The 6,630-nt window shown below is 61.9% G+C and carries 6 protein-coding genes and 1 pseudogene; 5 read left to right on the top strand and 2 right to left on the bottom strand.

Translation table 11 applies throughout. The features are described from left to right. The 3 genes and pseudogenes from BGN91_RS09755 to BGN91_RS09745 all read left to right on the top strand — a co-directional run. Nucleotides 1-1,213: pseudogene (locus tag BGN91_RS09755) on the top strand (carbamoyl phosphate synthase large subunit); the annotation flags it as partial. A 397-nt stretch (nt 1,214-1,610) separates the two neighbouring features. Beyond that, nucleotides 1,611-2,087, top strand: coding sequence for a transcription elongation factor GreA (gene greA, locus BGN91_RS09750; protein WP_292612619.1), 477 nt, complete (start codon nt 1,611-1,613; stop codon nt 2,085-2,087). Nucleotides 2,088-2,560: 473 nt separating this feature from the next. Next, nucleotides 2,561-2,959, top strand: coding sequence for a DoxX family protein (locus tag BGN91_RS09745; protein WP_292612617.1), 399 nt, complete (start codon nt 2,561-2,563; stop codon nt 2,957-2,959). A 74-nt stretch (nt 2,960-3,033) separates the two neighbouring features. Here the strand turns inward: BGN91_RS09745 and BGN91_RS09740 are convergent, their stop codons facing one another. Next, nucleotides 3,034-3,513, bottom strand: a complete 480-nt coding sequence (locus tag BGN91_RS09740; RefSeq protein ID WP_292612615.1) for an Lrp/AsnC family transcriptional regulator — start codon at nt 3,511-3,513, stop codon at nt 3,034-3,036. A 362-nt stretch (nt 3,514-3,875) separates the two neighbouring features. On the opposite strand from BGN91_RS09740, the gene trxB reads away from it, so the two are divergent. Both trxB and BGN91_RS09730 read left to right on the top strand, forming a co-directional pair. After that, a complete protein-coding gene (gene trxB, locus BGN91_RS09735) occupies nt 3,876-4,841 on the top strand; it encodes a thioredoxin-disulfide reductase (RefSeq protein ID WP_292612621.1) in 966 nt (321 codons plus the stop codon). 1 nt (nt 4,842) lies between these two features. Continuing rightward, on the top strand, nt 4,843-5,766 hold the full coding sequence (locus tag BGN91_RS09730; RefSeq protein ID WP_292612613.1) for a LysR family transcriptional regulator: 924 nt from the start codon (nt 4,843-4,845) through the stop codon (nt 5,764-5,766). A gap of 147 nt (nt 5,767-5,913) precedes the next feature. On the opposite strand, the gene BGN91_RS09725 is transcribed toward BGN91_RS09730, so the two are convergent. After that, nucleotides 5,914-6,594, bottom strand: coding sequence for a ParA family protein (locus BGN91_RS09725; RefSeq protein WP_292612611.1), 681 nt, complete (start codon nt 6,592-6,594; stop codon nt 5,914-5,916). Nucleotides 6,595-6,630 lie beyond the last annotated feature (36 nt).

Below are 6,630 nucleotides of genomic sequence, written 5' to 3'. Positions count from 1 at the left end.
AAACGGCATCGCCTATTCGGTGGAGCAGGCGCGGCTGGTGGCGGCCGATCTCGGCCTGCCGCTGGTGGTGCGTCCCTCCTATGTGCTGGGCGGCCGCGCCATGCAGATCATCCGCGAGGACAGCCAGCTCGGCGACTACCTGCTCGGCACCCTGCCCGAGCTCGTGCCCGCCGACGTCAAGGCGCGCTATCCGAACGACAAGACCGGCCAGATCAACACCGTGCTCGGCACCAACCCGCTGCTGTTCGACCGCTACCTTTCCGACGCCACCGAAATCGATGTCGATTGTCTCTGCGACGGCAAGGACACCTACGTCGTCGGCATCATGGAGCATATCGAGGAAGCCGGCATCCACTCCGGCGACTCGGCCTGCTCGCTGCCGCCGCGTTCGCTCGACGCCGCCACCATCACTGAACTGGAGCGGCAGACCCGCGAACTCGCGCTCGGACTCGACGTCATCGGCCTGATGAACGTGCAATACGCCATCAAGGACGGCGAGATCTACGTGCTGGAAGTGAACCCCCGCGCTTCGCGCACGGTGCCGTTCGTCGCCAAGGTGGTCGGCCTTCCCGTCGCCAAGATCGCGGCGCGGATCATGGCTGGCGAGAAACTCGCCGACTTCAGGCTCAAGCCGCAGAAGCTTTGCCATGTCGGCGTCAAGGAATCGGTCTTCCCATTCGCGCGCTTCCCCGGTGTCGATACCGTGCTCGGCCCGGAAATGAAATCGACCGGCGAGGTGATGGGCATCGACCGTTCGTTCGAGATCGCCTTCGCCAAAAGCCAGCTCGGCAGCGGCACGCGCCTGCCGCGCAAAGGCACCGTGTTCGTTTCGGTCCGCGAGACCGACAAGGTGCGTATTCTCGAAACGGTGAAGCTGCTGTCCTCGCTCGGCTTCAAAGTGATCGCGACGTCCGGAACGCAGCGCTATCTGGAAGACAGCGGCGTTCCGACCGAGAAGATCAACAAGGTTCTGGAGGGGCGGCCGCACATTGTGGACGCCATCACCAACGGCGAGGTGCAACTGGTGTTCAACACGACCGAGGGACCGCAGGCGCTCGCCGACAGCCGTTCGCTGCGGCGCGCTGCCCTCTTGCATAAAGTGCCGTATTACACCACTCTTTCAGGCGCCGTGGCAGCCGCGCAGGGCATCCGCGCCTATCTGGGCGGAGACCTTGAGGTTCGCACCCTGCAGAGCTATTTTTCCGAGACCTAGCGCGTATTCCGCAAAAGTGGATACAGGGTTTTGCGATCAGAATACGCGTAAGTCATTGATTGAGAGCATCTTCTTTCGGCTAACCGGATTCCGCTTAGCCGGAAAATGCTCCAGGGCCTGATAGGACTGATCGGCCCGATAACGGGTCCCAGGGATCCTTGGCAGAGCCGGAACGTGACGGCCGCGGGAATGTTTTCTAACGCAGGTCGGTCGTAAACAGCTAGTGTGGTGGTTCAGAAGTTCGCTTCAGCCTCGGCGAGTTCGTCAAGCGAACTTCTGAACCAAAATCCACACCGGATTAGAGAGTCGCTGACGCGGATTTGCAGCCGGGGTCCGGTCCGGAAAGCAACTTTGCGTGACGCCTCAGGCCGCTGATGAAGCGAAGGGACGAAGTGATATGGTCGATAAGGTTCCGATGACCCGAGGTGGACACGCCGCCCTCGCAGACGAACTGAAGAAGCGTCAATCGGTGGACCGGCCGCGCATCATCGAGCAGATCGCCGAGGCGCGCTCGCATGGCGATCTGTCGGAAAACGCGGAGTATCACGCCGCCAAGGAAGAGCAATCGCACAACGAGGGTCGCATCGCGGAGCTGGAGGACAAGCTGGCGCGCGCGGACATCATCGATGTCAGCAAGCTGTCCGGCGACACCATCAAGTTCGGCGCCACCGTGACGCTGATCGACGAAGACACCGACAAGAAGGCGGTGTGGCAGATCGTCGGCGAAGCCGAGGCCGACGCCAAGAAGGGTCGCATTTCAATCACCTCGCCGCTCGCTCGCGCCCTGATCGGCAAGAAGAAAGGCTCTTCGGTTGAAGTCGTCGCGCCCGGCGGCGCAAAAGCCTACGAGATCGCCAAGGTCGAGTGGCGATAGCGGAGGGGCTTTCCGCTGTCGCGCATCGCGAACGCCTTGACACGATTTTATCCCAGCTCGGCAGAACAGGATAAGACGGCATGCGGCTTTCCCGTCTAGGCCTCGCAGCGGCGACGACGGCTGCGGTCCTCGCCGGAGCCGCCCTCGCCGCCGATATGCAGATTCCGCCTCCGCCCGCGAAAGAAATCTCGGTGCACAAAGGCCCGCCCAATTGCAGCCGATGGACCGACGATTGCGTGAGTTGCGCCCGCGACGCCAACGGCGCGCAGCCGGTTTGCTCGAATACCGGTTTTTCCTGTCAGCCCAAAACGGTCCGCTGCGTGCAGCCCTGATCTCCGAGGCGAGACGCAATGACGCAGGGAGCAGCCGGTCGCTGCTGTTCCAAATCTGGAACTATTCGGGAGGCGGAACGTTTCGTTTTGTGCAATGCGGGAAAGCTTCCGCAGGCGAAAGAATATGGGAAAGACCTGAACATGGACCAGATGTTCTCCAAATGGCAGCCGTTCGCCCTCAGCCTGCTTCGTTTCATGAGCGGCCTTCTGCTCATGCAACACGGCACCGCCAAGCTCCTCGGCTTTCCCCCGCTGCCGATGTTCGCAAATCTGCAAATCGGCTCGATGGTGGGCGCGGCAGGAGTTATCGAACTCGTCGGAGGCGGGCTGCTGGTGGTCGGGCTGTTTACGCGTGCGGCGGCCTTCATCGCTTCCGGCATGACGGCGGTTGCCTATTTCATGGTTCATGCGCCGCAGAACTTCATGCCGATCGTCAACGGCGGCGAACTGGCCGCGCTGTATTGCTTCGTGTTCTTCTATCTGGTGTTCGCCGGCGGCGGTCCGGTCAGCCTCGACAAGATGATCTTCAACAAGAGTTGAAGCGCGCGGAATGAAGCATCGGTGAGCAGCCCGCTTGCGCCGGGCCGGCGCGTGTCGGCGCGCGCTTTGCGGCCTCAGTCCGGCACCTTCAGTTCCAGCGGCACCGCCGCGGCGTATTTGGAGCTATGCAGCACCAGCGAGGTTCGCACGTTACGCACATGCGGTGCGGCGGTAAGGTGCGACACGAAGTCCTGAAATGTCGCCATGTCGGGCGCAACACATTTCAGGATGAAGTCGACCTCACCCGAGAGCATCCAGCACTCGCGCACCAGCGGCTCGCCGCGTACGAACTCCTCGAACGCACGCAGGTCGGCGTCGGCCTGGCTCGACAGGTGCACCGACGCGAACACCGTCACTTCGAACCCGAGCCGTTGCGGATCGAGCAGTCCACGATAGCCCTGGATGTAGCCCTCTTCCTCCAGCGTCCGGACCCGTCGCAGACACGGCGGCGGTGAAATCCCGACCCGCTTGGCCAGTTCGACATTGGTGATCCGGCCGTCGGCCTGAATCTCGCTCAGGATCTTAAGGTCGATCTCGTCCAGGCTTTTCGACACGCGCGTGCATACCCCGAGGCTCGCTGGAGCCTGTTTCAAACTGCGCTGAATCAGACTCGTCGTTTATCTTTTTGTTAGAGCATGATCTTTTCCGAAAACCGGTTTCCATTTTTCGGGATCATGCTCGAAACGGGGAGAATCTCCCGTAAACCTCTTAACGTAGATCGGGGAGCTTGCGCAATTTTATTGCGCGACATGCATTCTTGTATTTAGAGGAATTTTTGCAGTAACGGGTTGCAAATTCCGCATAGCTAGCCAGATATCCAATATATGACTTAGATGTTTTCCCGCCTTCCCGCCGCTCGCCGCGGGGCATTGCGCTGCCCGCGTCCGGACGGTTTCTCGCCATGGGGTCCCGATCTATGCCCGTTCCCGTTCACGCCAAGGTCGTCATCATCGGCTCTGGCCCGGCAGGTTATACGGCGGCGATCTATGCCGCGCGCGCCATGCTGGAGCCGGTGCTGATCCAGGGCATCCAGCCGGGCGGCCAGCTCACCATTACGACCGACGTCGAAAACTATCCCGGCTTTGCGGACGTGATCCAGGGCCCCTGGCTGATGGAGCAGATGGAAAAGCAGGCGAGGCACGTCGGCACGAAAATCGTCACCGATACGGTGAATTCGCTCGACGTGTCGCAGCGGCCGTTCCGGCTGACCTGCGATAGCGGCGACGTCTACCTGGCCGACACTGTGATCCTTGCCACCGGCGCCCAGGCGCGCTGGCTCGGATTGCCGTCCGAAGACACCTTCAAGGGATTTGGCGTCTCGGCCTGCGCCACCTGCGATGGCTTCTTCTACCGCGGCAAGAACGTGATCGTGGTCGGCGGCGGCAATACCGCCGTGGAGGAAGCGCTGTTTTTGACCAACTTCGCCACGGAGGTCACCCTCGTTCATCGCCGCGATCACTTCCGCGCCGAACGCATTCTGCAGGATCGTGCGTTCAAGCATCCCAAGATCAAGGTGGTCTGGGACAGCGTGATCGACGAGATCTGCGGTAGCGAAAATCCACCCAAGGTCACCCACGTCCGGTTGAAGAACGTCAAGACCGGCGCGCTCGCCGAGGTCGCGGCCGACGGCGTGTTCATCGCGATCGGCCATGCGCCCGCCACCGAACTCGTGGCCGGAAAGGTCAAGCTGAAAAGCTCGGGCTATGTCGAGGTGGCGCCGAACTCGACGGCGACGTCGGTGCCCGGCCTGTTCGCGGCCGGCGACGTCGCGGACGAGATTTACCGGCAGGCAGTCACGGCCGCAGGCCTCGGCTGCATGGCGGCACTGGAGGCCGAACGGTTTCTCGCTGCCCATGCGGGCGACCGCGCGGCCGCGGAGTAACATGCTACGGAATAGCGGCGGTTTTACCGACATGGATTGGGATAAGCTGAAGGTGTTTCACGCAGCCGCCGAGGCTGGCAGCTTCACGCATGCCGGCGAGCAGCTCGGGCTGTCGCAGTCTGCCGTATCACGGCAGGTCGGGGCGCTGGAGGCGGAACTCTCGGTGTCGCTGTTTCATCGCCATGCGCGTGGGCTGATCCTGACCGAACAGGGCGACCTGCTGTTCCGCACGGCGCATGAAGTGTTCATGCAATTACAGGCGGCCCGCGCCAAGCTCACCGACAGCCGCGAGCGACCGAGCGGCGATCTCAAGGTGACGACGACGCCGGGCGTCGGCATCAACTGGCTGATTCCCCGCCTTGGCGAATTCACCGCGCTCTATCCGGAGATCCGGATCTCGCTCATTCTCACCGACGAAGAACTCGACCTGTCGATGCGCCAGGCCGACATCGCGATCCGCACGCAGAAGCCGACCCAGCCCGATCTCATTCAGCGCAAGCTGTTCGCGATGGGTTTCCACGCCTACTGCTCAACGGAATACGTCAAGCGCTTCGGCACTCCCCGGACGCTGGAGGAGCTTGACGGACATCGCATCGTCATGCTCAGCGACACGCACCCCTCGATCCATCCACAGAACCGCCATTGGCTGGTTGAAGCCGGTCGCAACGGCTCCGGGCCGCGCGAACCGTACTTCATCGTCAACAACATACTGGGCCTGTTCAGCGCCTGTCAGCAAGGCCTCGGCATCGCCGCGCTGCCGGATTATCTGGTCGGCGAGAACAACCTCCTGGTGCAGTTGTTCAGCGAGTCCGATTCGATTCAGCTCGATACCTATTTCGTGTATCCCGAAGAGCTGAAGGCGGTTGCGCGGGTTCAGGCTTTCCGCGATTTCGTGGTCAGCAAGGCGCAACGCTGGCCGTCGTGATCCGCCTATTTCTATAGCGTTTCGAACGAAGCATGTCCGCGACCTGACCCGGGGATGGAATCCGGCTCGTCACTCGTACCGAATGCAAAGCAAGAAACGACAAACGCGCGAAACCCGCGCGCTTCATCATTTGGCATCAGCGTGCGATCAGGCCGCGTTCTTGTGCATGGTCCCGCTTGAGGACACCGCCCCACGGATCGCCTTGACCGAGCGCTCGATCGCCGCCCACAGCCGTCCGATCTCCGAAGCCGCGCGCCCCTGGGAATCGTATTCGCGGGCGCCCTCGCCATGTGCGAGCGCCAGCAGCAAGTCGGCGCGATTGGTAATCTGACCGCTCCAGACCGGAGCGCGGAATTTTGCAAGAGCCTCGCGGGCAATGGTGACGATCGGGCTTTCAGAGCCGTCGCGCATCGCAGGTGCGCCGTTGATGACGACCGCATAAGGCTTGCGTGCGGAGCGGCACGTCTGGATGGTGTCCTGAACCGCGTTGACATCGAAGACGCCGGGGCGCGCAGGGATGACAACCATGGTTGCATTCCGGATGGCGTCATCGACGACGGCCGACAGGTTCGGGGGCGTGTCGATGAAGACCCACTCGAAGCCGTCACGCTTGGCGGAGTTGATGATCTCGGTGACGGAGCGGTTGGCTGTCCGGATCGGAGGCTCGTTGGTGCCGCGCAGCTTGTGCCAAAGGGTCAGCGATCCCTGCGGATCGGCATCCACCAGCAGACAGGGCTTCGAAGCCTTATGAACTTGCGCGGCAAGGTGAGCAGCCAGGGTGCTTTTGCCTGAGCCGCCTTTACGCGATGCGAAAACAATAACGTTCATACCTTGGTCTCCAGATTGACCCGGGAGACTAAAATG

This window comes from Nitrobacter sp. 62-13, from assembly GCF_001896955.1.
In the GTDB taxonomy this organism is placed as follows: domain Bacteria; phylum Pseudomonadota; class Alphaproteobacteria; order Rhizobiales; family Xanthobacteraceae; genus Nitrobacter.
The sequence above is the reverse complement of the archived record's forward strand: the minus strand, read 5'-3'. Positions and strand labels throughout refer to the sequence as shown.